This window comes from Micromonospora zamorensis (assembly GCF_900090275.1).
Lineage (GTDB): Bacteria > Actinomycetota > Actinomycetes > Mycobacteriales > Micromonosporaceae > Micromonospora > Micromonospora zamorensis.
The window spans coordinates 4,484,451-4,509,067 of sequence record NZ_LT607755.1; the positions used below are offsets into that span (position 1 = coordinate 4,484,451).

The 24,617-nt window shown below is 72.5% G+C and carries 23 protein-coding genes; 9 read left to right on the top strand and 14 right to left on the bottom strand.

All coding sequences use genetic code 11. The features are described from left to right. Positions 1 to 3 precede the first annotated feature (3 nt). The gene (locus GA0070619_RS19635) at positions 4 to 981 is read right to left on the bottom strand and encodes a GNAT family N-acetyltransferase (RefSeq protein WP_157744053.1); all 978 of its coding nucleotides are present in this window, start codon (positions 979 to 981) and stop codon (positions 4 to 6) included. Between GA0070619_RS19635 and GA0070619_RS19640 the strand changes: the two genes are divergently transcribed. Continuing rightward, a complete protein-coding gene (locus GA0070619_RS19640; RefSeq protein WP_088949418.1) occupies positions 980 to 1,654 on the top strand; it encodes an NADPH-dependent F420 reductase in 675 nt (224 codons plus the stop codon). The genes GA0070619_RS19635 and GA0070619_RS19640 overlap by 2 nt on opposite strands. 26 nt (positions 1,655 to 1,680) lie before the next feature. Here the strand turns inward: GA0070619_RS19640 and GA0070619_RS19645 are convergent, their stop codons facing one another. Continuing rightward, a complete protein-coding gene (locus GA0070619_RS19645; protein WP_088949419.1) occupies positions 1,681 to 3,282 on the bottom strand; it encodes a glycosyltransferase 87 family protein in 1,602 nt (533 codons plus the stop codon). Between the two features lie 116 nt (positions 3,283 to 3,398). Between GA0070619_RS19645 and GA0070619_RS19650 the strand changes: the two genes are divergently transcribed. From GA0070619_RS19650 to GA0070619_RS19660, 3 genes are all read left to right on the top strand, one after another. Further along, a complete protein-coding gene (locus tag GA0070619_RS19650; protein WP_088949420.1) occupies positions 3,399 to 4,070 on the top strand; it encodes a class I SAM-dependent methyltransferase in 672 nt (223 codons plus the stop codon). Positions 4,071 to 4,345: 275 nt separating this feature from the next. After that, positions 4,346 to 5,215, top strand: a complete 870-nt coding sequence (locus GA0070619_RS19655) for a DUF4397 domain-containing protein (protein WP_088949421.1) — start codon at positions 4,346 to 4,348, stop codon at positions 5,213 to 5,215. Beyond that, on the top strand, positions 5,212 to 5,856 hold the full coding sequence (locus GA0070619_RS19660) for a class F sortase (protein WP_231927110.1): 645 nt from the start codon (positions 5,212 to 5,214) through the stop codon (positions 5,854 to 5,856). Before GA0070619_RS19655 ends, GA0070619_RS19660 begins: the two co-directional genes overlap by 4 nt. A gap of 126 nt (positions 5,857 to 5,982) precedes the next feature. Here the strand turns inward: GA0070619_RS19660 and GA0070619_RS19665 are convergent, their stop codons facing one another. From GA0070619_RS19665 to GA0070619_RS19685, 5 genes are all read right to left on the bottom strand, one after another. Next, positions 5,983 to 6,333, bottom strand: coding sequence for a DUF2203 domain-containing protein (locus tag GA0070619_RS19665; protein WP_088949422.1), 351 nt, complete (start codon positions 6,331 to 6,333; stop codon positions 5,983 to 5,985). A 46-nt stretch (positions 6,334 to 6,379) separates the two neighbouring features. Next, entirely contained in the window at positions 6,380 to 7,198 is an 819-nt protein-coding gene (gene proC / locus GA0070619_RS19670) for a pyrroline-5-carboxylate reductase (RefSeq protein ID WP_088949423.1), read from the bottom strand. A gap of 114 nt (positions 7,199 to 7,312) precedes the next feature. Then, a complete protein-coding gene (locus GA0070619_RS19675) occupies positions 7,313 to 8,341 on the bottom strand; it encodes a 6-phosphofructokinase (RefSeq protein ID WP_088949424.1) in 1,029 nt (342 codons plus the stop codon). 158 nt (positions 8,342 to 8,499) lie between these two features. Continuing rightward, the gene (locus GA0070619_RS19680) at positions 8,500 to 9,003 is read right to left on the bottom strand and encodes a pyridoxamine 5'-phosphate oxidase family protein (RefSeq protein ID WP_088949425.1); all 504 of its coding nucleotides are present in this window, start codon (positions 9,001 to 9,003) and stop codon (positions 8,500 to 8,502) included. Between the two features lie 78 nt (positions 9,004 to 9,081). Further along, positions 9,082 to 9,579 (bottom strand): polyadenylate-specific 3'-exoribonuclease AS, encoded by a 498-nt coding sequence (locus GA0070619_RS19685; protein ID WP_088949426.1) that lies wholly within the window; start codon positions 9,577 to 9,579, stop codon positions 9,082 to 9,084. A gap of 285 nt (positions 9,580 to 9,864) precedes the next feature. Between GA0070619_RS19685 and GA0070619_RS19690 the strand changes: the two genes are divergently transcribed. Then, a complete protein-coding gene (locus GA0070619_RS19690) occupies positions 9,865 to 10,557 on the top strand; it encodes a Crp/Fnr family transcriptional regulator (protein ID WP_007463121.1) in 693 nt (230 codons plus the stop codon). 72 nt (positions 10,558 to 10,629) lie between these two features. Here GA0070619_RS19690 and GA0070619_RS19695 read toward each other — a convergent pair whose 3' ends face one another. Continuing rightward, complete coding sequence (locus GA0070619_RS19695) at positions 10,630 to 10,827, bottom strand: hypothetical protein (RefSeq protein WP_088949427.1); 198 nt, start codon at positions 10,825 to 10,827, stop codon at positions 10,630 to 10,632. Positions 10,828 to 10,893: 66 nt separating this feature from the next. Between GA0070619_RS19695 and GA0070619_RS19700 the strand changes: the two genes are divergently transcribed. The 3 genes from GA0070619_RS19700 (at position 10,894) to GA0070619_RS19710 (ending at position 17,293) form a co-directional block, all read left to right on the top strand. Beyond that, entirely contained in the window at positions 10,894 to 14,517 is a 3,624-nt protein-coding gene (locus GA0070619_RS19700) for an ATP-binding protein (RefSeq protein ID WP_414855609.1), read from the top strand. Between the two features lie 263 nt (positions 14,518 to 14,780). Next, the gene (locus tag GA0070619_RS19705) at positions 14,781 to 15,635 is read left to right on the top strand and encodes a hypothetical protein (protein ID WP_088949429.1); all 855 of its coding nucleotides are present in this window, start codon (positions 14,781 to 14,783) and stop codon (positions 15,633 to 15,635) included. Positions 15,636 to 15,793: 158 nt separating this feature from the next. Next, positions 15,794 to 17,293: an alpha,alpha-trehalose-phosphate synthase (UDP-forming) gene (locus tag GA0070619_RS19710; RefSeq protein WP_231927111.1), complete on the top strand. Its 1,500-nt coding sequence runs from the start codon at positions 15,794 to 15,796 to the stop codon at positions 17,291 to 17,293. Positions 17,294 to 17,324: 31 nt separating this feature from the next. On the opposite strand, the gene GA0070619_RS19715 is transcribed toward GA0070619_RS19710, so the two are convergent. The 6 genes from GA0070619_RS19715 to GA0070619_RS19740 all read right to left on the bottom strand — a co-directional run bounded on the left by GA0070619_RS19715 (position 17,325) and on the right by GA0070619_RS19740 (position 22,613). Next, complete coding sequence (locus GA0070619_RS19715; RefSeq protein ID WP_088951915.1) at positions 17,325 to 18,122, bottom strand: alpha/beta hydrolase; 798 nt, start codon at positions 18,120 to 18,122, stop codon at positions 17,325 to 17,327. Between the two features lie 48 nt (positions 18,123 to 18,170). After that, the gene (locus GA0070619_RS19720) at positions 18,171 to 19,574 is read right to left on the bottom strand and encodes a flavin-containing monooxygenase (RefSeq protein ID WP_088949431.1); all 1,404 of its coding nucleotides are present in this window, start codon (positions 19,572 to 19,574) and stop codon (positions 18,171 to 18,173) included. Between the two features lie 116 nt (positions 19,575 to 19,690). After that, a complete protein-coding gene (locus GA0070619_RS19725) occupies positions 19,691 to 20,383 on the bottom strand; it encodes an endonuclease/exonuclease/phosphatase family protein (protein WP_088949432.1) in 693 nt (230 codons plus the stop codon). Between the two features lie 12 nt (positions 20,384 to 20,395). Next, complete coding sequence (locus GA0070619_RS19730) at positions 20,396 to 21,343, bottom strand: ROK family glucokinase (RefSeq protein WP_088949433.1); 948 nt, start codon at positions 21,341 to 21,343, stop codon at positions 20,396 to 20,398. Between the two features lie 78 nt (positions 21,344 to 21,421). Beyond that, on the bottom strand, positions 21,422 to 22,126 hold the full coding sequence (locus GA0070619_RS19735; RefSeq protein WP_088949434.1) for a hypothetical protein: 705 nt from the start codon (positions 22,124 to 22,126) through the stop codon (positions 21,422 to 21,424). A 31-nt stretch (positions 22,127 to 22,157) separates the two neighbouring features. Then, a complete protein-coding gene (locus tag GA0070619_RS19740; RefSeq protein WP_088949435.1) occupies positions 22,158 to 22,613 on the bottom strand; it encodes an SRPBCC family protein in 456 nt (151 codons plus the stop codon). Positions 22,614 to 22,801: 188 nt separating this feature from the next. Here GA0070619_RS19740 and GA0070619_RS19745 point away from each other — a divergent pair, with 188 nt between their 5' ends. Beyond that, positions 22,802 to 24,616, top strand: a complete 1,815-nt coding sequence (locus GA0070619_RS19745; RefSeq protein WP_088951916.1) for an AMP-dependent synthetase/ligase — start codon at positions 22,802 to 22,804, stop codon at positions 24,614 to 24,616. The last annotated feature ends 1 nt before the right edge of the window (position 24,617 follow it).

The window sequence follows — 24,617 nt, forward strand, 5'->3', positions numbered from 1 at the left end:
TGATCAAGAGGTTTGCGTCAACCCGGGGTCGGTTTCCGACGCAAACCTCTTGATCAACACCTCTGAGGGCGGCGCGAAGCGCCACTGGGCTGCTTCCGCCACGCGGCGGTAGCCGAGTGCCTGGTAGATGCGGTTGCTGGTCGGGTTCGCCAGATCGGTGTAGAGGGTGCAGGTCGTCGCGCCGGCGTCGAGCGCGTACCGGCTGACGTGCGCGACGCAGCCACTGGCGAAGCCGCGCCCTCGTTCCCCTGGTGGCGTGAAGACCCCGCTGACCCGGACCACGTCGGCGACCGGTCGACTCAACCAGGCCGTCGAGACCGGCCTGCCGGCCCACTCCCAGAGCCAGAGCAGGCCGTGCCGCAGCCGGGCGTCCACCTGCCCGGACAGGTCCACGGGTCGACGGCCGGGTGAGGTCTCCGCGGCGAACGCGACCGCCCAGGTCACCAGCAGGTCGCGGTCCGCCGCGGTCGCCGGTCGGGCATGTCCGGGCACGCCGGTCGGCAGCCGGACCGCGTCCAGTGCAAAGATCCGCTGCGCGGTGCTGCGTACGGCCATCAGGCTGGCGCATTCGGCGTAGCGCTGCGCGAACTCCGCCACGGCCGGAACCGGGCCGTGCACCTCGACCAGCGACGGCGCCGCCCGGACGAAATGGTCGGCCAGCGCTCGCGCGGCGGCCGGCGGCAGCGCACCCAGCAGCGGCCCGCGCGGCGGGGTGTGCACCGCCGCGCCCACCGTCTCACCGCCGTCGACCACCCGCGCGAACCGCTCGTCACCGGAGAGTGGCACGTCACCGGAGAGCCGGTCAGCGACGAGCGTGAGCAGTACGTTGTGCAGGACGGACTCGCGGCGCAACCAGGCATCCGCCGTGACGGCGAAGGTCGCGAGGTCCTCGACGAGACAGCGCATGCCCGGCAGTCTGCGCAGCCGATCGACACCGGGCAACCGGAATGCCTCGCGGGTGGACGGAGTTGGATCAAACATGACAACTGTGGGACTGATCGGCAGTGGCAACATCGGCGGCACCCTGGCCCGGCTGGCGGTGGACGCCGGCTACGACGTGGTGCTGAGCAACTCGCGGGGCCCGGAGACGCTGAAGGACCTCGTCGACGAGCTGGGCGAGCACGCCAGCGCCGGCACGGCACAGGACGCGGCTCAGGTCGGCGACCTGGTGGTGGTCACCGTGCCGCTGAAGGCGTACCGCGCCGTGCCCGTCGAGCCGCTGGCCGGCAAGGTCGTCATCGACACCAACAACTACTACCCGCAGCGCGACGGGGCCTTCCCGGAGCTGGACTCGGGCGAGACCACCAGCAGCGAACTGCTCCAGCGGCACCTGCCGGACTCGCGGGTCGTCAAGGTCTTCAACAACATCTACTACAAGGGCCTGGCCGAGCTTCCCCGCCCGTCCGGTGCGGCCGACCGCAGCGCCATCGCCATCGCCGGCGACGACGCCGCCGCGAAGGCCGAGGTGACCGCCTTCCTGGACCGGATCGGCTACGACGCCGTGGACGTGGGCCCGTTGGCCGAGGGGTGGCGCTACCAGCCGGACACCCCGGCGTACGGCGTGCTCTACTCCGCCACGCCGACCGACTGGGAGCACCCGGCACCGGGTGACGCCGAGAAGCTGCGCGCCGCCCTGGCCGCCGCGACCCGCTGAGCTACGCCGCCGCCCTCCCCGATCACCTACCGGGTGGTCGTACGGAGGGCGGCGGCGAGTTCCTCGTCGTAGCTGGCGATCGGCTGACCGTCCGAGGCGTACGCGACGAGCCGCCCCTGCGCCATGTTCGCCGAACGGAACGAGAACGTCCGGCTACCCGGGTACGCGTCGAGCAGCGGGATGGCCCGGGGCGCCCCGCCGGGCGCGGAAAAGTATTCCAGGCGGGTCACCTGCGGGGAGACCACGCCGTTGACCCGTACCTTGGTCTTCTCGGCGCGGGTGCCGAAGGTGACCGGCGCGTCGGTGCCGTAGGCGGCACACTCGACCGGACCACGGCACACGAAGAAGTATCGCGGGTTGACCACGTCGTCGAGGGCGTACGCCTTGAAGGTGGGGTCCGCCCCGGCGGGCAGCGGCTGCACGGCGAAGAACGCGACCGCCACCGTTGCCGTGACACCCACCCGCAACCAGCCCCGCCCGCCAGCAGGCCGGCGAGCCGTTCGGGTGGCGGCGACCGCGACGCCGCCGAAGCCGACCAGGCACAGCAGGCACACCCCGATCGCGCGGGCGTTCTCGAAGAGGAACTGCACGCCCGGCCGTGCCGACACCGGGCTGAGGACCGCACCCAACGAGACGACCATGGCGGCGAGCAGCGCCGCGCCGGCGGCGCGTTGGGCGACGCCGGACGCGCCGATCAGCAGCATCGCGGCGAGCACCGGCCACACCTGGTGGTGGGTCCAGGACACCGGGGACGCGGCGACGGTCGCGCAGCCGACCAGCACGGCCGCGTGCCCCGGGCGGCCCTCCACCGTCAACTGCCGGGCCCGCAGCAGCGCCGCCGCGCACACGAGCGCCACCAGGCCGGCCCAGAGCAGGGGCAGTGTCGCCTCGTCGACGCCGACGCGCAGCAACATCCCGTGCACTGACTGATTGCCCAGCGAGGCGAGGTTGCCGATCCGCGAGGTCTGCCGCACGGCCTCGGTCCAGTACGTCCAGCTCTCCCCCGGCAACACCACCGCGGCGAGAGCCGCGCAGGCCAGGAAGGTCGCCACCGCACGCCCGGCGTCGCGATAGCGGCCCGTGGCGAGGAAGTAGACCACGAACAGCAGCGGCGTCAGCTTGATCGCCGCGGCGGCCCCCACCAACATTCCGCGCAGCCGGGGCGGGACGACGCCCATCCCGTCGAGCAGGGCCATCAGCACGATGAAGATGCTGACCTGACCGAAGCGTAGGTTGCTCTGCACCGGCGCGGACAGCATCAGCACCGTGGCGGCCACCGCCACCACGAGCGGTCGCCGGGACTGCCGGGTGGTCAGCGCGACACCGACCGCACCGGCGACGGCGACGACCGCCGCGCACGTCGCCACCAGCCAGATCCCCTGGAGTACGCCCTCACTCACGGCGGTGATCGGACCCAGCACGAGTGCCGCGAACGGCGGGTACGTGAATGGCCCACCGTTGGCCGCCTTGAACTCGTACAGCGGGCGACCGGCGTGCAGATCGGACAGTGCGCCGTAGTAGATGTGCAGGTCCGAGAGGCGGTCATCGCGGCGCAGCACGAGCACGCAGGACACCAGCGCGACCACGACGAAGGCCGCCCACACCAGCGCCACCCGGCGATCCCGCATCGATCGAGGATAAGGGAGCACGCCCGTCCGCGGCGGCCCGTAGTGGCAGACGCCGGCACGTCTGCCCGTGGAAGAACGGGCACGGCGTGGCCGGCCGCGATTCCTAGCATCGAGGGATGGGAACGACGAGCACACCGGCGTACGACGCCCACGCGGACTGGTACGAGGGCTTCATCTCGGGCGGGGGTGACTATCTCCGCCGGGTGCACGCCACAGTGGAGGACCTGCTCGGCCCAGGCGAGGGTGTCTGCCTCGACATCTGCTGCGGCACCGGTGCGCACGCGACCGTACCCGCCGGTCTGGGTTGGACGCCGATGGGCGTGGACCTGTCCGGAGGGCAGTTGCGGCACGCGAGCGGGCGGTTGCCGGTGACGCGGGGCGACGCGACCGCCCTGCCGTTCGTCGACGCGTCGCTGCCAGCCGCGATGTGCGTGCTGGCCAGCACCGACATGCCCGACTACCCGGCCATGCTGCGCGAGGTCGCCCGCGTGCTGCGCCCTGGCGGTCGCTTCGTGCACGTGGGCGTGCACCCGTGCTTCGTGGGCGCGTTCGCCGACTGGGGTCGGCATCCGAGCGTCGTCGTCGACGCGCGATACGCCGACCGGTCGCGCAGCTTCGACAGTTGGAACACCAGCGGCGTCCGGGTACGGGTCGGCGCCTGGCACCTCCCTCTCGCCGACCTGGTCAACGCGACAGTGGCGGCCGGTCTCCGGCTGCTCCGGGTCGCCGAGGCAGGCCCAGGAGGAGTCCCCGACCTGTTGGGTCTCCTCGCCGTCCGAGAGGGGTGACGACAGGTCGCCCCCGCGCGCCCACCTCAAAGAGCCAAGATCCGCGCAGGTTCGGGGAAGTTGCTGCCTCAGCACGGAACGAGGCAGCAGTTTCGCCGAAGTTGCGCGGATCTTGCGAGGGGGTGCGGGGCGAGGGGGTGCGGGCGGGGGCGGCGGCGGGACAGCGACGGGGACACGGCGAGAAACATCTCTTCGCAACTTGCGTTGCAGTCCCGCGCACGGGACCCTGTTCTCTGGGTTGCCGCCCGCTCACCGAAAGTGCTTCCGGAGGCGACATGCACACGCTCCGTACCCTTCCCCGCCGGCTGTTGGCCGGCTCCGGCGCGCTCCTGATCACCACCGCTCTCGCTGCCACCGGCGTCCCGGTTCCGGCCGGTGCCGCGACCGGCACGGACACCGTCGGCTACGTCCGGCTGGCCCATCTCTCCCCCGACACCCCCGCCGTCGACGTCTACCTGGCCGCGCCGGACTCCACGAAACCCCGGGTCTTCCCCGGGGTCGGCTACGGCGTGGTCTCCGACTACCTGGAACTCGCACCCGGGCGGTACGCGGTGGCGATGCGCGAGGCCGGCGCCCCCGCCAGCGATCCCCCGGTGCTCACCACCGAGGTCGCGGTGGCCAGCGGCGACGCGTACACGGTGGCGGGTGTCGGCCGACACGCGGACCTGGGGCTGCGGGTGCTCAACGACGACCTCAGCGCCCCCACCCAGGGCCGCGCCAAGGTGCGCGTCGTGCAGGCTTCCGTGCGTACCCCGGTGCTGGACGTGGCCGCCGCCGACGGGCCGATGATCGCCGACGGTGTGCAGTTCGCGACCACGACCGCATACCAGCAGGTCGACCCGGGCAGTTGGCGCCTGCGGCTGACGGGTGCCGGTGGGCCGAGCACCGACGCCGAGGTGCGGCTCGTGGGCGGGGCGGTCTACTCACTGCTGGTGCTCGACGCGAAGCAGGGCGGGCTGACCGCCGAGCTGCGCCGCGACGCCGAGGGCGGCACCGTCGTTCCCGCCGGCGGGGTGGACACCGGCGCTGGCGGCACCGCCAGGACCGGCCTCGGGGCGTACCCCCTGGTGGCCGGCGGGTTGGCCGCGGCGGCCGTCGCGGTGGTCCTGCTGATGTGGCGCCGGCGGCGGCGCACCACCTGGTGACCACCGGGCCCGACCCGTCGATCCGGCGGCACCGCGACCGCCGGGTGCCGCTGGTCGGGCTGGTCGCGGCCGGCGCGGCGGTCTGCCTGGCCGCCGGCACCGGGGTCGGGCTGGCCACCACCGGCCCGGCGCCCCCGGCCGCGACCTGGCACCCCGGCTGCACCGACGACTGCCCGTCGGTGGCCGCCGCGCCCACGGCACAGGGTCCACCCACGCGGGTACGCGTACCGCGCATCGGCGTCGACTCCACGCTCACGGTGCTGGGCCTCGACCGCAGCGGTGCACTGGTCCCGCCGACCGACTTCGACACCGCCGGCTGGTACGGCGGTGGCCCGGCCCCCGGCGACACCGGCCCCGCCGTGCTCGCCGGCCACCTGGACTCGCGGCGTGGCCCGGCGGTCTTCGCCCGGCTCGACGAACTGCGGCCCGGCGACCGGGTCGACGTGTGGCGCGGCGGGCAATGGCTGTCGTTCCGGGTGACCGGGTCGATCCGTGCGCGCAAGGACCAGTTCCCGACCGCAGCGGTCTACGGGCCGACGCCCGGCGCGGAGCTGCGGCTGGTCACCTGCGGAGGTGACTTCGACCGGCGCAGCAGGCACTACCGGGACAACATCGTGGTTTTCGCGGTGACCGAAGCTTGATCGACTCGGGTTCAAGGAAATCGGGGTGTCCACCCCACCCGGACATCCCGGCTCTCATGATCCCGAGTCGATCAAGCGCGAGGCGGGGCGGGACGGGGCGGGACGGGGCGGGGCTGGTGGGATGGGTCAGAGGGGGCGGCGGCCGGCGAAGCCGCACTCGGCCCGGTGGTACCAGCGCACGTCGGAGTCGCCCTCCAGCCAGCACCAGAGCACGGCGCGGCCGGCGCGCTCGCCGGGGAAGTCGAGCAGCACCGGAGCGATGCCCTTGACCTGGATGTCGTGCTGGTGCAGCTCGTCGACGACGGCGTGCAGCCGGGCCTCCAGCCCCTTGACCTCGGCCAGCCCGCCGAGCGCGCTGACGCCGTGGTCGGCCAGGTCGGCGCGCAGCTCGGCCAGGTCGGCCCGGACCCGGATCAGCTCGTTGACGCGCGGCTGGAGGGTGGCCACCAGGTGCCGGGCCTGGGCAAGTGTGAACACCGCGCCAGTATGCGGCACGCCCGGCTCCCGGACGGGCCCGGAATGCTCAGTCGGCCTGTGCCGCCAGCTCGCGGGCACGATCGCGGGCAGCTTCCAGTGCGGCGAGCATCGCGGCGCGTACGCCGTGCTTCTCCAACTCGCGGATCGCGGAGATGGTGGTGCCGGCCGGTGAGGTGACCGCCTCGCGCAGCTTGACCGGGTGCTCGCCCGAGTCACGCAGCATCACCGCGGAACCGATCGCGGTCTGCACGATCAGCTCGTGGGCGACCTGCCGCGGCAGGCCGAGCAGGATGCCGGCGTCGATCATGGCCTCGACCAGGAGGTAGAAGTAGGCCGGGCCGGAGCCGGAGAGCGCGGTGACCGCGTCCTGCTGCGACTCGGGCACCCGGATCGTCTGGCCGAGGGGCTTGAACATCTCCTCGGCCAACGCCAGGTGCGCCCCGGTGGCGTACGCGCCGGCCGAGATCGCGGTCATCGCCTCGTCGACCAGGGCCGGGGTGTTGGTCATCACCCGGACCACGGGGGTGCCGTCGGGCAGCCGGCGGTTGAAGAAGCTGGTGGGCAGGCCGGCGCAGAGCGAGATGACGAGCTTGTCGGCCGGCACCTTGGGGCCGATCTCGTCGAGCAGCGCGGCGGCGTCCTGTGGCTTCACCGAGACCGCGAGCACCGCTGCCTCGTCCACCGCCGTGAGGTTGTCGACGACCCGTACGCCGTAGCGGGCGGTCAGCTCCTCGGCGCGGGCCGGTCTGCGGGCGGTTGCCAGCAGCCGGTCCACCGGCCATCCCGAGCGCAGCAGCCCGGAGAGCATCAGCTCACCGATCTTGCCCGCGCCGATCACCGCGACCGTGTGCACCCCGGCTGACATCTCGGCCGTACCCCTCTCGCGTCGGGTCGCGGCGCGGCGGACCCGCAGGTCAGCCGCGCCGCATCGGGTCGCGGCGCGGCGGACCCGCAGGCCCGCCGCGCCGCCTACCGTCGATCAGCTGCCGAAGAACACCTCAGCCTCGGCGTACCGCTCCAGCGGCACGGTCTTCAGCTCGCGGGTGGCCTCCGCGAGGGGCACCCGGACGATGTCGGTGCTCTGCATCGCGACCATCTTGCCCCAGTCGCCGTCGTTGACGGCGTCGATGGCCTGCAGGCCCAGGCGGGTGGCGAGCACCCGGTCGAAGGCGGTCGGGGTGCCACCGCGCTGGATGTGGCCCAGCACCACGGTGCGGGCCTCCTTGCCGGTCTTGGCCTCCAGCTGCTCGGCGAGCCACTGGCCGATGCCGCCGAGGCGGACGTGACCGAACGAGTCCAGTTCCTGGTTGGCGAGGACCATCTGGCCGTCCAGCGGCTGGGCGCCCTCGGCGACGACCACGATGGGGGCGTACTGGTGCTGGAAGCGCTTCTCGACGTAGCCAGCCACCTGCTCCACGTCGAACTGCCGCTCGGGCAGCAGGATCACGTTGGCGCCGCCGGCCAGACCGGCGTGCAGGGCGATCCAGCCGGCGTGCCGGCCCATCACCTCGACGACCAGGGTGCGGTGGTGGCTCTCCGCAGTGGTGTGCAGGCGGTCGATGGCCTCCATCGCGATGTTGACAGCGGTGTCGAAGCCGAAGGTGTAGTCGGTGGCGCCGAGGTCGTTGTCGATCGTCTTTGGCACGCCGACCACGTGCACGCCCAGCTCGTAGAGCTTGGTGGCCACGCCGAGGGTGTCCTCGCCGCCGATCGCGATGAGCGCGTCCACGCCCTGGGCGGCGAGGTTGTCCTTGATCCGCTCGACGCCGTTCTCGATCTTGAACGGGTTGGTCCGGGACGAGCCGAGGATGGTGCCGCCGCGGGGCAGGATGCCGCGGACGTCAGCGATGTCCAGGGGGCGGGACAGACCCTCCAGGGGGCCCTTCCAGCCGTCCCGGAAGCCCACGAACTCGTGACCGTACGTGGCGACACCCTTGCGGACCACCGCCCGGATGACCGCGTTGAGACCTGGGCAGTCGCCGCCGCCGGTGAGCACGCCGATACGCATGATCCGTCATCCTCCTGGAGCATCAGGTAAAGCCCGATATGCCCCAGGGTATGTGTCAGGTCAGACCATCGGCGCCGTTGCCGGCCCGGGGCGGGCCGTCACTGCGAACTGTAGTCGGCGTGCCGGTGCGACGACAGCGCGCCCCGGGGCGACGCCGCTCAGAAGGTCACCTCGTGGTTCTCCCCGGCGTTCGGCGGCTGACCGGTGACCGCCGCCTTCGCGTAGCCGAAGAGATTGACCACGGTGCTGCTCGGCGAGTCCCAGTACTCGGCCGAGCTGGCGTGCACCTTGATCAACGTGAGACCGGGGGTCTCCAGCCCGTCGGGAAACCACGCCTTGAGCAGCGGGTTCCACAGCCGCTCGGCCCGGGCCCGGTCGAACCCCTCGGTGGCGGTCCCGGAGATCGACACCCAGGCGTTGTGCTTCTGGTCGGAGAAGGCGACGTTGACCTCCGGGTTCACCCGGATCTGACGGATCTTGGCCGAGTCGGAGTGGGCGAAGAACCAGAGGTCGCCGTCGAACTCGGCCTCCTGGAGCCCCATCGGCCGGCTCACCTGTCGCCCGTCCAGGGCGATCGTGGTGAGCATGCAGATCCGTGCGGCCCGGGCCAGCTCGGTGACCCGGGCGCGGGCCTCGACGGCGTTGGTCGGCTCGTTGCTCATGGCACTCTCCTCCGCTTCGGTTCGTCGAACCGATGCCCGGGACAGAACCGGTCAAACCTACGACGGTACGACCGGCGTTCAGCGGGTCGTCATCGCCCGCCAGCGGGCCAGATTGTGCCGGGCGTCGACGAGAGCGTCATGCCGGGCCGCGTCCGCCTCGGGCAGGGCCGGCCGACCACGGTCGTCCCAGAGCTGCCGCAACTCCTTGGTGTAGCGGGGGATCTCCCGGGGCAGCGCCGGCATCGCACCCCAGAGCTGCGCGAGCACCACATGGTCGTACGCGGCGAACCAGGCCCACAGCTCCAGCTGCTCGCCCGGCCGGTCACGAATCGGTTCGACCAGGAAGTCGTACAGGTCGTCGCGGATACGCTCGCGCGACCGCCAGGCCCGGTCCGCCGGGGAGGGCAGCTTGTCCAGCACGTTGCGCCGGACCCAGGGCACGGCGCGGGAGTCGTCGAACTCGGTGGAGACCGCGTAGAACTCGCGGCCGTACTCGTCGACGACACCGATCGAGACGAGGTCGACGGTGGTGCCGTCCTCGATGAACTCGCAGTCGTAGAAGTAGCGGTAGACCATTCCGGCCATCCTCGCCCACCGCCGCGGAGCCGCTCCCGGCGGGGGTCCGCCCCGGCGCTGGCGGTCACCCGGGTGCCGAGGCCGGATCGGCAGCTCCAAAACGGGTACGCCGCAGCTCGCGACGGTCACGGAAAAGCTTCGAGGGGTGTACAGCAAGCGACCGGACCGTCATGATCTGATGTGTACCGCTACCGGACGCCGAATCGGTGTCAGTTCACCTTGTCAGGGCCATCAGGTTCACCCGGTGAGCGAGTTTGTGGTCCATGACCGGGGAGGGGTTGGGCCGTGGAGATGCGCCTGCCGGAGCCGGGTGACGCGCTCACGGGTGTCGAGATGTTCGCCGGGTTGGAGCCTGAGGTACGGCAGCGTGTCATCGCCGCCGCCGTCCCACGCACCTACCGCAAAGGCCAACTGCTCTTCGTGGAGAACGACCCCGGCGAATCACTGATCGTGCTGCGCCGCGGCGCGGTGGCCGTCTTTCGGACCGCGCCCACCGGCGAGCGGGCGGTGTTGTCGGTCATCCGACCACCGGACGTGCTCGGCGAGGTTTCCCTGCTCGACGCGTCCACCCGGTCCGCCTCGGCGGAGGCCATTGAGGACTGCGCCGCGCTGGCGCTCTCCCGGGGCGCGTTCATGGAGCTGGTGCACTCCAACCCTCGCATCCTGGACGCGGTGATGCGCTCGCTGGGCGGGCTGATTCGCCGGCTCACCGAGCAGAACGCCGACCACGTCTTCCTCGACCTGCCCGGTCGGGTGGCCAAGACGCTGGTCCGGTTGGCCGGCGAGAGCCAGGCACCGATGATCACGATCGAGCTCAACCAGAGTCAGCTGGCCGAGATGGCCGGCGGTTCCCGGCAGAGCGTCAACCAGGCGATCGGCTCGTTCGCCAGTCGCGGCTGGCTGCGTACGGAGGGCCGCCGGATCGTGGTGACCGATGTGGCCGCGTTGCGCCGCCGCGCCGGCATGAACGACCGCTGACACCTCACGAGCAGCACGAAACGGCCGGGTCACCCGTGGGAGACCCGGCCGTTCGGCGTCATCGGCGTGGGATCACACCCCGGAGCTGCCCGGCCCGGCCCACTTGTCCGGGCCCTTGCCGTCGCCACCCGGGCCGTGGGACTGCTCGCTGACGATCCCCTCGGCCTGCAGCGTGGCGAGCGTGGCGGCGTCGACGTCCACCGAGTCACCTGCGGAGTGGCTGACCCCGTTGCCGTCGGTCCAGTCGCTCTCCAGCTTGACGTACACCATTGACCTGTCCCCCTCTGGTCCCTGATCGATATCTGGCCGCCTGAATCTAGTCGGTCAGCACCCTCGGTGACTGTCCACAAGCCAACAGGCCGGTACCTGACAGCGGCCGACGGGGGCGATAATCCCGGTCAGGGGACACGCCATCGGCGTCGACCCGTTGACCTCTGGGGGGATGTCATCGCCGCGCAGTGTGGACGCTGTGGACGCACGGCCGCCGACGGGGACCGCTTCTGCGGCGGCTGCGGCGCCGAGCTGGGCGCGGTGTGCCCGCACTGCCTGCGCCCCCTCGCCTCGGACGTCACGTTCTGCACGTCCTGCGGGTCGCCCCGACCGGGCGCGGACCGACCGGCCGTGGTCACCCCGCAGGAGGACCGCCGCCGGGTGAGCGTGCTCTTCGTGGACCTGATCGACTTCACGCCGTACGTCGAGCGCACCGACCCGGAGCAGGTCCGTGGGATGCAGACCGGGTTCTTCTCCGCCGCCCGTCGGGTCGTCGGTCAGTACGGCGGGGTGGTGGAGAAGTACATCGGAGACGCGGTGATGGCGCTCTTCGGTGCCCCGATCGCCACCGAGACCGACGCGCTGCGCTGCGTACGGGCCGGTCTGGAGCTGCAACGGGTGCTCACCCGGTTCGCGCCGACCGGCAGCACCGAGTTGCGGTTCCGGGTCGGGGTGGCCACCGGCGAGGCGCTTGTCGACGTGGCCGCCGCGCGCGACGGCGGGCAGGCCATCGTGGCCGGCGACGTGGTCAACACCGCCTCCCGGATGCAGTCGGTCGCGCCACCCGGAGGGGTGCTGGTCTGCGGCACCACCCACGCGCTCACCAAGGACGCGATCCGCTACGAGGAGCAGCCCCCGGTCACCCTGCGCGGGCGGTCGTCACCGACCGAGGTGTGGCTCGCCCTCTCCCCGCTGCGTCGCCAGCCCACCGACCGGGAGCCGGACACCACACCGCTGGTCGACCGGGAACACGAGCTGGGGATGCTCGTCAACGCCCTGCACCGGTCGCTGCGCGACCGGCGACCGCAGGTGGTCACCATCTTCGGCCGGGCCGGCATCGGCAAGAGCCGCCTGCTGCGGGAGCTCTACCGGCACACCGGCCGGCTGGTCGACGAGCCGCTGACCTGGCGCACCGGGCGCTGCCCGCCGTTCGGGGAGAACGTCACCTTCGCGGCGCTCGCCGACATCGTGAAGTCCGAGGCCGGCATCCTCGACACCGACCCGGCGGGCAGCGCCGCGCAGCGGTTGGCCGCCGCCGTGGGCGAGCTGATCGGCCCGGGCGAACGGGACCGGGTGGTGGACGCGCTGCGCCCGCTGGTCGGGCTGCCCGGCACGCCGCTGCCGGCCGAGGAGGCGGAGTCGGCGTGGCGTCGCTTCCTGCTGGCGCTGGCCACCCGGCGTCCCACAGTGCTGGTCTTCGAGGACCTGCACTGGGCCGACGACGCGATGCTGCGTTTCGTGGAGCTGCTCGGGGCCGCAGCCCGCGACGTGCCGCTGCTGCTGCTCTGCACCGCCCGCCCGGAGCTGGTCGACAGGGACCCGAGCTGGGCCGGGACGATCACCGGCTCGGTGACCATCACCCTGCCTCCACTGCGCGACACCGGCATCGCCGCCCTGTACGCGCACCTGTTCGGCCAGGCGGCCTTCTCCGCCGACATGCTGACCCCGCTGATCGAGGTGGCCGGCGGCAACCCGCTCTACGCGCACGAGTACGTCCGGATGCTGATCGAGCAGGGGGCGCTGCGTCAGTCGGGGCGGGGGTGGTCGCTGGACAAGCAGCTTGAGCTGACCATGCCGGAGAGCGTGCACGCGGTGATCGCCAACCGGGTGGACCTGCTGGACGCCAACGACCGCGCGGTGCTGCTGGCCGCATCGGTGGTCGGGGTGCAGTTCTGGCCCGGCGCGGTCGCCGCCGCGCTCGGGCAACAGGTCGAGTCGGTCGAGCGTTCGCTGCGCCGACTCGAACAGCGCGACTTCGTGCACGAGCAGGCCGCGTCGACGATGGCCGGGCAGGCGGAGTTCCGGTTCCGCCACGTGCTGGTCCGCGACGTCTGCTACCAGCGGTTGCCGCGCACCGAGCGGGTGGCCCGGCACGAGCGGGCCGCCGACTGGCTCGACGCGCTGTCGCACTCCCGCGACACGGACCTGGCCGAGGTGCTCGCCCACCACCGTTGGGCGGCGCACGAGATCGCCCGTTCGCTGGGCATGCAGGTGCGGCGCTACGCCGGCCCGGCACGGCAGGCGCTGCACCGAGCGGCCCGACGGGCGTACGCGCTGCACGGGTTGGACGCGGCGGCCAGCCACGCGGGCCGGGCACTCGGCCTGGCCGACGACAGCGACCCGGTGGGCCGACTCCAGTTGGAGCTGTTGAGCACGGAGATCTCGTTCTACCGGGACGGCAACGCGTTCCTCTCCGGGGGCGGCGCGGAGCAGGTGCACACGCTCGCCGACCGGCTGCTGTCGCACGGCGACAACGCCTGTGCCGCCCGGGCGTGGACGCTGCTCGGCCAGGCCGCCTGGCTGCGGGCCGACAGCAGCGACGCGTTGGCCTGCCTGGACCGCGCGGTGGAGTTGTTCGAGCCACTACCGGACACCCCGCAGAAGGCGGACGCGTACGCCGAGGTGGGCCGGCTGCACATGCTCAACTACGAGCGGGACCCGGCCGTCGCGGCGGCGGACACGGCGGCGGAGATCGCCGAGCGGTTGGGCCTGACCGAGACCCGCACCAACGCCCGGATCACCGCGGCCACCGCCCGCTACCAGTCCGGGGACCGGGTCGGGCTGGACGAGCTGCACGCGATCGTCGAGTTCGCCCGCGCCGGTCAACTGCTGGCGCTGCCCCGGGCCACCCAGAACCTTGCCTGGGCGATCCGGGAGGAGGGCGACTGGCTGCGGTCCGACGCCCTGCTCTCGGCCGCGCCGGCGCGGACCGCCAGCGGTCAGACCCTGACGACCAGCTATTCGGCGGAGGCGATGCGCGCCTGGTTCGACGGCGACTTCGGCCGGCTCCTCGCGGCGGCGGAGGCATTCGTGGACACGCCCACCGGGAGTTGGGACATGCAGGTGCGCGGGTTGCGCTGCTGTCTGCTGGTGCTGCGCGACGACGAGGATCCGAACGACCTGACCGATGCGTTGGACACCGCGCGGCGCAGCGGGTTCCACCGGCTGCTCTGGACGATGCTGAGCATGGCCGCGTTGTGTCGGGCGTTGCAGGGGCGCGACGACGAGGCGGCGAAGCTGATCGAGGAGCTGGACGGGTGTTGGTCGGCGGTGCCGGCCCTGGCCAGCGGCGAGTGGATCGCCGCGGCCGCGTACGCCGCAGCCCTGAGCGGTCGGGACGCGGCGGTGCGGGTCCGCACGATGCTGGGCCGGGTCGGGCACCGCACGCCCTGGTCGGAGGCGGCGTTGCGGACCGTGACGGCGGCCCTGGCCGCGGCGGACGGTGACCACCGACGCTCCGCCGAGCTGCACCTGGCCGCCGCCGAGACCTACGGGCGGATCCCCGACGTCAGCGACCGGGTGTTGGCGCTCGCGCTCGCGGCGGCGGAGCTGACCCGCGCCGGCGATCCGGCGGGCGCACGGACGATCCGCGCGGAGGTACGCACCTTCGCGTTGCGCAACGACGCCCCCGGCCTGCTCGCCCTGGCCGGTCGGCCGATCAGCCCGACCGGGCCGGCGGTGGCGTGCTGAGCCACGGACAGAGGATCACCCACGTCACCGTCGACCACCGCACGCACCACCCGAATCGCCATCAGAACAGATCGCACTTGTCGCGCAAGAACGGACAAAGGAGCCCTGCTGTGACCTGCGGCAGCAGCCGTGACTTTGGAAGACGCGACACAACGCACTCCCGGAACCATGCCCTGACGTGTCACGATTCAGAGCACGGCGTGCGGACGGGCGTCGAGGGGCAGAGTGGCCGCGCCGGAAGGCGCGTTAAGGGGGATGTCCGGGTGTCAGCGGGTGGGGCCCGCCGGGGACGGCGGGACAACGGGCTCGACGCGAACGAGTACGCCGTCGTCGGCGACGTCGATCCGCGCGTCGGTGAGCACCTGCTCGACGTGCTGGCCGCTGGCGGGATCGCCGCCTACCTGCAGCCCTCCGCCGACCTCAACCCGGTCACCCGCACGACCACCGTTCCGGCCCGGCCGGTCGACCGGCTCTACGTCGACCGTTCGCACCTGACCACCGCACGGGACTACCTGACCCAGCTCGCCGACGAGACCACTCCGGAGCAGCCGCCAGCCCGCGACGAACCGGACATCGACGCCGAGTGGGCGCGCATCGTCGCCGGCTTCCACACCACCCCGACGACTGACGAGCACCCGTGGCCGGCCTCGGAGAACGTGGACGAACGGGACGCCCGCGACGAGTCGGCCGCCGGCCCGCTGGCCCGCTCCGGAGCCGACGAGCCGGGTCCGACCGCCACCGACGTGCGCCGGCTGCCGTCCGCGACCGACATCTCGGGAATCTCGGTGGGGCGCGGCACCCGGCCGGACGAGCCGTCACTCCTGGACGGGCTGGACACCTTCGGCGCCGACCTGCCCGACGACGAGGACGACGACGAGGGTTACCACCCGCCCCCGCCGCCGCCGCTCCCCCAGTTCAGCAAGTACGCGGTGATCGGCGTGCTCGGGGTGGTCGTCGGGTTCATGCTCTTCCTCTTCCCCTGGCTGCTTCCGATCGACAGGTCGGCGGTCACCCTGTTCGGGTTCACCGGCATCCTGGCCGGTTTCGTCACGCTGATCTGGCGGCTTCGCCCCGGCGACGAGGACGAGGACGACCCGGACAACGGCGCCGTCGTCTGACCTCCGGCCCGCATCCCGGGACAGCACCGGCCCGCCGACGCCGTAACAGTGGTGTAACTTACTGTCAGTAGGAATACCGCTGTACGTCACTTCCCCCGCTGACTGACCGGTTTTCCCTTGCTCGCGGCGGTCAGTCTCTGCTGATCGGAATGCCCGAGATGCGACAGAGTTCCCTCGTGGTGGTGGCCAACCGCCTCCCCATCGACGACAGTCAGGCCCCGGACGGGGCCTGCGAGTGGCGACGCAGTCCCGGTGGGCTGGTCAGCGCGCTGCACCCACTTCTGCGGCACACCCCGGCGACCTGGGTCGGCTGGGCCGGCGGCACCGGCCCGGCCCCCGCGCTGCCGGACGTGGACGGCGTCCGGATGCACACCGTCGCGCTCACCCCGGAGGACCTGCGCGACCACTACGAAGGGTTCGCCAACGCCACCCTCTGGCCGCTCTACCACGACGCCGTGGAGCAGCCACAGCATCACCGTCGCTGGTGGGAGGCTTACCAGCGGGTCAACCAGCGCTTCGCCGAGGCGACCGCCGAGGTGGCGGAGCCGGGCGGGGTGGTCTGGGTGCAGGATTACCACCTGCAGCTGGTCCCCGGCATGCTCCGCGCGCTCCGCCCCGACCTGCGCATCGGGTTCTTCCTGCACGTGCCGTTCCCACCGCCGGAGCTGTTCATGCAGCTGCCCCGCCGAGCCGAGTTGCTGCGCGGCATGCTCGGCGCCGACCTGGTCGGCTTTCAGCGCGTGCAGGCGGCGCACAACTTCGCTCAGCTCGTGACCAGGGTGCTGGAGTTGCCGGCCACCGACCGCCGGATCGGCATCGACGACCGGGTCGTCCGCATCGGCGCGTTCCCGGTCTCCATCGACACCGCCGAGATGGGCGCGCTCGCCGCCCGCCCCGACGTGGCCGCTCGGGCCCGCCGGCTCCGGCAGGATCTCGGCGACCCGCGGCAGGTCATCCTCAGCGTGGACCGGATGGACTACACCAAGGGCATCGAGCAGCGCCTCAAGGCATACAGCGAACTGCTCGCCACCGGCGACGTCAAGGTCCGCGACACGGTGCTGGTGCAGGTTGCGATGCCGAGCCGGGAACGCGTCGGCCAATACCAGATCCTGCGTGAGCGCATCGAGCGCGAGGTGGGCCGGATCAACGGCGAGTTCGGCCGGGTCGGCGAGCCGGCGATCCACTACCTCACCCAGCCCTTCGACCGGGCCGAGCTGGCCGCGCTCTACCGGGTCGCCGACGTGATGGCGGTGACCCCGCTGCGCGACGGGATGAACCTGGTCGCCAAGGAGTACGTGGCCGCCCGCGTGGACGACACCGGCGCCCTGCTGCTCAGCGAGTTCGCCGGCACCGCCGCGGAGCTGTCCCAGGCGTACCTGGTCAACCCGCACGACCTGGAAGGGCTCAAGCAGGGCCTCCGCGCGGCGCTGCGGGCCAGCCCGGCCGACGTCACCCAACGGATGCGGGCCATGCGCGCCCACCTGCACGAGCACGACATCCGGGCGTGGGCCCGCTCCTACCTCCGGGCCCTGGACGAGGGCGGCGCCCTGGTCGGTCGCCTGTCCAGCACCGACACCAACCCCGACGGCGTGGCTCGGGTGCCGCGACCCGCCACCGCCCCGACCGCCAGCCCGGCCACCCACCAGGCCGGCGGCTGACCGACGGGGCCGCAGCGGCGCGCCCGACGGCTCAGTGTGCCGCCGCGGGCTCCTTCTCCAGCCAGTCCAGGATCGCGTCGATCGGCTCCGCCCACCGCGCGTCCAGCATCAGGTCGTGGCCCATCCCGGGGAAGAGCAGCGGGGCCGAACCGTACCGGCGGGCCACCCGGGTCAACGTCGACGCCGGCAGCACCCGGTCGTCCGGGCTGCCCAGCACCAGCACCGGAGGCGAGCCCACGGCCGGCTCGGCCTCCGGCTCGCCCAGCAGCGCCCACTGCGCCCGGCGGCCCGCCCGACCGAGACGTCCGACGTGCCGTCGGGCCTCCTCGTCGGGCAACTCACGGCTGAACAACTGAGCGCGGTTGAGCCGCAGCGGTCCGCCGAACACCGCCGGCAGCGTGCCCGCCGGGTTCCGGCGCAGCGCCGCACCCAGCACTCCCCAACCACCGAAGACGGGTGCCACCAGCACCGCGCCCCGCGCCGGGTAGCGGGCCAACGCGTGCGCCACCACCAAGGCCCCGGCGCCGTGCCCCACCAGCACCGCCTGCCGCGGCAGGCTCGCGGCCACCTGGACCACATCATGGGCGTACGCCCGCAGCGTCGCGTCCGGCGCCGGCTCGCTGCCACCGTGCCCCCGCAGGCTCACCGCGTACGCCGGGAAGCCCCGCGACGCGGCGTGACCCAACCAGTGCTCGGCGAACGCCCACGCGCCGTGCCCGAACCCGGGTACGAAGAGCAGCGGCGGCCGCCCCTGCTCCAGCTCGGGAAGGGCGCTGAGCACCTCCCGCCGCGCCGGCCGGACCGGGCGCGACCACTCCCGGCCTCGCATGATCCGCAGCTCAGTCACTGGTCTGCCTTTCGTCCGCGACCGGGGATCTCACTTGGCCTCCAGGTCGTGCAGGGCGCGCTGGATGGCGCGTAGATAGTCGGCGTGACCGACCTCGAACCAGTGCCGGCTGCTCTCCTTGACCTGCCCGGAGTAGCGCTCACCGGCACGGTCACGCACCCGAGACGCGAACGCGGCGGCCCGCTCCGGCCGGTCCCGTCGAGCCCGCAGCAGGCGGGCGAAGAGCACCGTCTGCCAGTGCGACAGGGTGAACAACCCGGAGTCCGGCTGCAACAGGCCGGCGACCGCCAGCGTCGGGTGCCCCGGAGTGAACGCGTTGAGCCACAGCGTGGGCCGACCCGCGCCGGCGCTGTCACCGAACACCGAGGCGTCGAGGAACTCGAAGCGCGGGAGGTAGCCGGTGGCGAAGATGACCACCTCGGGGTCGATCTGGCGGCCGTCGGCCAGCTCCACCGCGTACGGGTGGAACCGGGCGATGTCCGGCACCGGGCCGATCGCGCCGTGGCCCACGTAGTAGACGAGCTGACTGTTCGCGATGGGGTGCGTCTCGTACACCCGGTGGTCGGGTTTGGGCAGGCCGAAGCGGGTCAGGTCGCCGACGGTCAGGCGAAGCGTCCAGTGGTAGAGCCACTGCCGCACCCGCAGCGGCACGCGCAGCGCCAGCAGGGTGTCGTTCACCTGGTCGGCGGGGCGGCCGAGCACGTACTTCGGCGCGTACCAGTAGCCGCGCCGGGTGGAGTGCCAGCAGCGCGACGCCTGCTGGGCGGCCTCGACGGCGATGTCGCAGCCGGTGTTGCCAGCGCCGACCACCAGCACCCGCTTGCCGCGCAGCTGCGCCGGGTCCTTGTAGGACGAGGCGTGCATGATCTCGCCGCGGAACTCCTCCAGCCCTTCGTAGCGGGGCAGCTTTGGCGACCAGTTGTGACCGTTGGCGATCACCACGGCGGCGTACCGGGAGGTGCGCTCCGGGCCGTACCCGCCGGTGGAGCGGGTGGTGACGTCCCACCGGTCCCCCTCGGCGGGCTCGACCCGGATCACCTCGGTGCCGAACCAGATGTGCGAGCGCAGGTCGAAGTGGTCGGCGTAGCGCTCGAAGTACGACAGCAGCTGACTGTGGTGCGGGTAGTCCGGCCAGGAGTCCGGCATCGGGAAGTCGGGGAACTGGGTGAACGGCTTCGACGACAGCAGGTGGGTGCTGGCGTACACCGGGCTGCGGTCGTGTCGCCAGTTCCAGGCGCCGCCGACGCCGGTCTCCCGCTCGTAGCAGTCGACGCCGAAGTCGTGCTCGCGCAGGTTCTTGATGGCCGTCAGGCCGCTGGCCCCGGCCCCGATGACGCAGACCGTGTCGCCCCGGTCGGAGACCGGGCGACCGCTGCTCAGCGCGGACGGGATCGCTTCGGGGTCGGGCCGGCCGTGGTCGGTGGAGGTGGACACCGAAACATCTCCTTTTGGTACGGCAGGCGTGCCGGTCGCCGCGAAATCCTCTCCACAACGGAGCCGGATGTCCAGCCCTGACGCGGAAGCGTCGACTGTCGAACCGGCCTCGGGGGTCAGTCGGCGTCGGGCAGCAGCAGGTCGACCAGGACCGGAAAGTGGTCGCTGGCCCGGCGGGTCTGCGGGGTGTCCACCACGTCGTAGTCGACCACGGTGATCCGCGGGTCGACGAAGAGCGCGTCGATGCGTCGGCGCGGCTCGGCGCAGGAGTAGGTGAGCCGGTCCGCCCGGTCGGCCGCCACCGCGGCGTCGGTCAACCCGCGCGACACGGTCGCCCACGCCGGCCCGTCCGGGCCCTCGTTGAGGTCCGCCCCGGCCAGCACCGGGCTGGTCGCCTCGTCCAGCCCACGCTTGAACTCGGCGGCCTGGGTCGGACGCTCACCCGGGTCGGTGGACAGGTGCGAGCCGGCGAGGGTGAACCGGGCGTCGCCGACCCGGCATTCGGCGTACGCGGCGCCGCGCAGGTGCCGGCCGGGGGTCAGCGGGAAGCGCTGGCACCGGGTGGCCCGCACCTGGACCCGCAGGCTGGTCAACAGCAGGTTGCCCAGCGCAGGCAGGCCGCCGGCGGCCACCACCAGGCCGAACGACTCGGCCAGCGTGGCGGACTTCTGTCGCCACCGGAACCGGCGCGGCCCCTCCTGCACGATCACCACGTCCGGCCGCGCGGCCCGGACCACGGCCGCCAGCGCGGCGGTGTCGTCGCGCTGGCTGTGGATGTTGTACGACACGACCCGCAGCGGTACGCCCATCGGTGGACCGCCTCAGATCCGGCGGGCCAGGTCGGCGGCACCGATCACGCCGGCGCTGTTGCCCAGCTCCGCCGGGAGCACCTCGGCCACCGGCAGGCGACCACGCTGGGCGAGCGCGTCGAGGTACGCACGGCGGGTCGGGCCGAGCAGCAGGTCACCGGCGTCGATCACACCGCCGCCCACCACCAGGGTCTGCGGGTCGAGGATCTGCGCCATGTCGGCGAGGCTGGTGCCCAGCCACCGGCCGATCTGGGCGAACGCCTCGGCGGAGATCAGGTCACCGCCCTGCGCGGCGGCGGTCACCATCGGGCCGGTGATCGCCTCGGCCTCGCCACCGGCCAGGTCGAGCAGCGCGGTGGCCCGGTTGGGCTCCTGGCGGGCGCCGGCCCGGGCGAAGCGTACGAGGGCGCTGCCGCTGGCGTACTGCTCGATGCAGCCCAGCCGGCCGCAGCCGCACTGGTGCCCGTCCGGAACGGCCAGCATGTGGCCCAGCTCCGCGGCGATGCCGTGCGCGCCGCGCATCAGCTCGCCGCCGAGGACGATGCCGCCGCCGACGCCGGTGCCGATGGTGAACATGATCATGGAGTCGTCGGCGTCGCGGGCGGCGCCGTACCGGAACTCGGCCCAGGCGGCCACGTTTCCGTCGTTCTCCACGATCACCGGCAGACCGATGGCCTTGCTGACGTACTCGCGCAGCGGTTCGTCGCGCCAGGCCAGGTTGGGGGCGAAGAGCACTGTCGAGCGGCTGGCGTCGATCCAGCCGGCCGCGCCGATGCCCACGGCCTCGATCGTCCGCCCGGCTGCCAGCTCACCGACCAGCTCGATGATGACGTCGCGGGTCTTGCCGACGTCATCGGCGGGAGTGTCCCGTCGGGTCTGCACGAGGACCGTGCCGGTGTCGTCCACGACACCGCCGGCCACCTTCGTGCCACCGACGTCGACTCCGATGGTCAGCGTCACCGCTGCCGCCCCCCTCTGCTGTGCCCGTCCGGCCCGTGTCCCGGCGGCATGCCGGTCCGGGTCGGAAATGTCCCGCGCTCAGGCGCCGTCGCCCGATGCTTCCGCGTCGGTGTCGTCGGGCACCCGCGAGGCGGGCACCACGGGACGGGTGGTCGGTGCCGGTACGGTCGCCGACCCGGCCTCGTCGACGGGTGGTGCGGCGGCCGGGGCGAGTGGGTCCGCCGTCCGGGTGGCGACCGACCAGACATCCCGCTCCGGCGCCGGCTGAGAATCATGCCCGGTGCGGGTGGCATCGCGCCACACGTGGTTGTCACCGGTCGCGGCGGGCGGCTCGTCCGGGGCCGGCTGCGGGAGCACGTCGTCGGTGCTCGCGGCCGGTGCCGGCGCGGTCCGGGCGGGTTGCTCGAATGGTGGCTCGGAGGGGTTCGTCGAGGGCGGCTCCGCCGGGGAGAACGCGCGGAGCAGGCTGGCGACGCCCGCCGCCAGGTCTCCGGCGCCGGTCGCGAGACGTTCGGCGAATTCCGGACTCGGGTCACGCAACGCGGCGATGCCCCGACAGACCGGGCAGACGCAGCATTCGGCCGATCCGGTGGCGAAAGCACCTCCGGGGCCGGGACGCCCGTCCGGGCCGGCACTGTGACCGAGGACACCGGCCAGCACCCCGCCCAGCGAGCCGAACGCGCCGCCCGCCGAGCCTGCGGAGGCCAGTCGCGCCCCCGCCAGCAGTGTGGCGACCAGCCGCTCCGCCTCTTCCCGGGCCGAACCCGGATCCGTTCCGCCCACCCTCGGCTCCTCTACCGTGCCACCGGACACGTCACTGCGCCGCACCGGTTGCTTCTACCCGGCGCTTGAGCTGCTTCAACGCGGTGTCCATGATCATCTTCTCGGCTTTGCGGCGAAACATCCCGAGCATTCCCACCGACAGGTCGACCTCCAGCGTGTAGGTCACCGTGGTGCTGCCGTCCGGGTTGCCCACCAGGTCGTACGACCCGCGCTGGCTCTTCTGCATCTTCGAGGGCGCGACGAGGTGCCACTCGATGCGGGACAGGTCCTCGGCGTACTCGTAGGCGAGCACGTACTCGTCGGCCATCACCCCGGCGTCGATGGTGAAGCGCACCTGGCTGGCGTAGCCGTCCTCGTACTCCTCGACGACCTCGGCGCGGCGCAACGCGTCGGTCCACTCCGGGTAGCGCCCGAAGTCGCAGATGACCGCCGCCACCCGGTCCGGTGCGGCGCCGATGATGATCGACTGGGTGGAGGAGTCCGCCATGGGGCGAGGCTACCCGGCGGGTACCGCCGGTGTGCCGCGCCGCCCCCGTCGGCACGTCCCGAGGCCCGCAGGCGGCCGGAACAGCCCCGGTCGTTGGCGGTGTGCCGGTGTTCACCAGGTAGGTTTCGACACAGCCGACACCCACGGGTGACGGCTGGCCCGACCAGTGCGAGCACGAAGGAGTGCAGGTGCGCGAGTTCTCCGTCCCGCCGATCGTCACCGTTGGCGACGCGGCCAACCTCACCGATCCGGTCTGGGACAACGCCGAGGCCGCGCCCGACACCGTCCAGTTCGCCCGCCCCGCCGCGAGCGCCGACGGCGCCGTCACCGCCTGGACCGAGGTGACCTGCCTCCAGTTCCGGGACGAGGTGGCCGCCGTCGCCCGCGGGCTCATCGCCGCCGGCATCGAGCCCGGTGTCCGGGTCGGCCTGATGAGCCGCACCCGCTACGAGTGGACGCTGCTCGACTACGCCATCTGGACCGTCGGCGCGGTCACCGTGCCGATCTACGAGACCTCCAGCGCCGAACAGGCCGCGTGGATCCTCGAAGACTCCAACGCGGTCGCCGTCGTGGTGGAGACCGAGGCGCACGCGACCCTGGTCGCCGGCGTCCGGCACCGGCTGCCCGAGCTGGACCACGTCTGGCAGATCGACCAGGGCGGGGTCGACGATCTGGTCACCAGCGGTGCCAGCGTCGAGCTGGCCGAGGTCGAGCGGCGGCGCAAGGCCGTCCACGCCGGCGACCTCGCCACGATCATCTACACCAGCGGCACCACCGGCCGCCCCAAGGGTTGCGTGCTCACCCACCGCAACATGTACGCCGACATCGCCAACGCGATCCCGGTGCTGCCGAACCTGTTCAACCCCGGCGCGAGCACCCTGCTCTTCCTCCCGCTGGCGCACGCCTTCGCCCGGCTGATCCAGATCGGCGTCGTGCAGGCCCGGGCCACCATGGCGCACTGCGCCGACACCAAGAACCTGGTCGCCGAGCTGCAGGAGTTCCGGCCGACCTTCGTGCTCTCCGTACCCCGGGTGTTCGAGAAGGTCTACAACGCGGCCAAGCAGAAGGCCGAATCGGACGGCAAGGGGCGCATCTTCGCCCGCGCCGAGCAGGTCGCCATCGCGTACAGCGAGGCTCTGGAGACCCCGGGCGGACCTGGCCTGGCGCTGCGCGCCCAGCACGTGGTCTTCGACCGGCTGGTCTACCGCAAGCTGCGCGCCGCGCTCGGCGGCCGGTGCCGGGACGCGATCTCCGGCGGCGCGCCGCTCGGCGCCCGGCTGGGGCACTTCTTCCGCGGCATCGGCGTGACGATCCTGGAGGGCTACGGCCTCACCGAGACGTCACCCGCAGCCGCCGCGAACCTGCCGGACGGCACCCGGATCGGCACCGTCGGCCGCCCGCTGCCCGGCGTGACCATCCGCATCGAGGACGACGGCGAGATCCTGATCTCCGGCGAGTTGATCTTCCAGGGCTACTGGGGCAACGAGACGGCGACCGCCGAGGCGATCAGCGCCGACGGGTGGTTCCGCACCGGCGACCTGGGTCACCTCGACACCGACGGTTACCTCACCATCACCGGCCGCAAGAAGGAGCTGATCGTCACCGCTGGCGGCAAGAACGTCGCCCCGGCGGTGCTGGAGGACCTGGTCCGGGCGCACCCGTTGATCAGCCAGTGCGTCGTGGTCGGTGACGCCAAGCCGTTCATCGCGGCACTGGTCACCGTCGACGAGGAGGCGCTGCCGGCCTGGCTGCAGAGCGCCGGGATGCCCGCCGACACCACGGTCGAGCAGCTACGCGAGCACGAGGGCCTGCGTCAGGAGATCCAGACCGCGATCGACACGGCGAACCAGGCCGTCTCCAAGGCCGAGGCGATCAAGGTGTTCCGGGTCCTGCCCCGCGACTTCACCGAGGCGACCGGCGAACTGACCCCGTCGCTCAAGGTCAAACGCCAGGTTGTCCACAAGACGTACGCGGCGGAGATCGCCGATATCTACCGAGGCTGAC